The organism is Neisseria sp. P0022.S010 (genome assembly GCF_051956635.1).
In genome coordinates, this window is record NZ_JBQCXF010000578.1 from 1 (window position 1) to 1,793 (window position 1,793).

Consider the following 1,793-nt stretch of genomic DNA (forward strand, 5'->3'; position numbering starts at 1 on the left):
ACCTTTATCCTGACCGATTTGACCGGAGCGATGTAATGGAAAGTATGTTTATCCTTGTCCCCATCAGCATTATTTTGGCCTTTATCATCGGCTGGTTTTTCTGGTGGTCGGGTAAAAACGGACAGTTCGACGACCTTGAAGGCCCTGCGCACCGCATTTTGATGGACGACGACTCCACTGAAAAACTGATCGAAAAAGACGAAGACAAAGAATCCAAACAATGAGCCTTAAAAAAGATAATCTGAATTTCCACACGACCCGCCGTTTTGCGCCGCTCTTTGGGACGCAGTTTTTGGGCGCGTTTAACGATAATATGTTTAAAACCGCATTATTCGTGATGATCAGTTTTTACGGTTTGGGCAAAAACAACTTGCTGCCGCCCAGCCAAATGCTAAACTTGGGCGCAATGCTGTTTATCCTGCCCTACTTCCTGTTTTCCGCGCTCTCTGGGCAGCTGAGCAACAAATTCGATAAAGCCGTTTTGGCGCGTTGGATCAAGCTGTTGGAAATCATCATCATGGCAGTGGCGGCGTATGGCTTCTACATCCAATCCGCACCTTTGCTTTTAATCTGCCTGTTTTGCATGGGCACGCAATCGACCTTGTTCGGTCCGCTGAAATACGCGATTTTGCCCGATTACCTCAACGACAAAGAACTGATTATGGGCAACAGCCTGATTGAATCGGGTACGTTTATCGCCATTTTGCTTGGCCAACTTTTGGGCACGGCAGTCGCAGGCGTTCCGCCGTATATTGTTGGCGGTTTGGTATTATTGGTTGCCGTCGGCGGCACGATGACCAGCCTGTTTATGCCGTCTGTACCCGCTAAAATGCCGGACACAAAAATCGAATGGAACATCATCAAAGGCACGAATTCACTGATTCGTGAAGCGGCGGCCGATCGTCCCGTATTCACGTCCATCATCGGTATTTCATGGTTTTGGTTTATCGGCTCGGTTTATACCACCCAACTGCCGACGTTCACGCAAATCCATTTGGGCGGCAACGATAATGTGTTCAACCTGATGTTGGCGCTGTTCTCCATCGGCATTGCCATCGGCTCGGTGTTATGCGCCAAACTCAGCCATGAGCGCCTGATTTTGGGCTTGGTTACCATCGGCACTCTGGGTCTGACCGTCTGTGGATTATTGCTGGTGTGGCTGACCCACGGCCAACGCTTTACCGAATTAAACGGCATTATTTGGTTTTTATCACAAGTCCAAGCGTATCCGATTATGCTGGTGATGTCGGCTATCGGCTTTTTCGGCGGCTTCTTCTCCGTACCGCTCTACACTTGGCTGCAAACCGCCAGCAGCGAAACCTTCCGCGCCCACGCCGTCGCCGCCAACAACATCATCAACGGCGTGTTTATGGTATCGGCTGCCATTTTGAGCGCGGTTTTGCTGATATTGTTCGACAGCATTACGCTGCTGTATTTGATTGTTGCCGTGGGTAATCTTCCGTTGATTGTTTACCTCATCAAACGGGAACCAAAATTTATCGGGGATTTGACCGCTTTGTTGAAAATCAGCAAATAAGGCCGTCTGAAATGTATCCCCACCATGCACATTTTCACTGTTCAATCGCGTGGACAGCTTGTGCATAAATCAGATTACTGTCTGATTTAAAATTAAAAAACACAACTGCCTAAATTTTGAGCACCACTTTACCGCCAAACAAAATGCACATTTTCCCCAAACAAGCGTGTGCAAAGGCTGTGAATAAGTCAGCTTAATAGTTGATATTTCAAAGTAAAAATATATTTAATTAATTTTTAGGCAGTTTATTAAAGGC

2 protein-coding genes are annotated in these 1,793 nt (G+C 47.1%); both read left to right on the forward strand.

Features of this window, described 5'->3' with window-relative positions; translation table 11 throughout:
• Window positions 1–35 precede the first annotated feature (35 nt).
• Complete coding sequence (gene ccoS / locus ACTHUT_RS19575) at window positions 36–224, forward strand: cbb3-type cytochrome oxidase assembly protein CcoS (RefSeq protein ID WP_003681462.1); 189 nt, start codon at window positions 36–38, stop codon at window positions 222–224.
• Window positions 221–1,537 carry an MFS transporter gene (locus ACTHUT_RS19580; RefSeq protein WP_250600107.1) on the forward strand — a complete coding sequence of 439 codons (1,317 nt, stop codon included), beginning with the start codon at window positions 221–223 and terminating at the stop codon, window positions 1,535–1,537. The genes ccoS and ACTHUT_RS19580 overlap by 4 nt, the downstream gene beginning before the upstream one ends.
• Window positions 1,538–1,793 lie beyond the last annotated feature (256 nt).

Excerpts from the sequence above, each read along its gene's own strand:
- ccoS (WP_003681462.1), top strand. The coding sequence starts at position 36 with ATGGAAAGTATGTTTATCCTTGTCCCCATCAGCATTATTTTGGCCTTT.
- ACTHUT_RS19580 (WP_250600107.1), top strand. The coding sequence starts at position 221 with ATGAGCCTTAAAAAAGATAATCTGAATTTCCACACGACCCGCCGTTTT.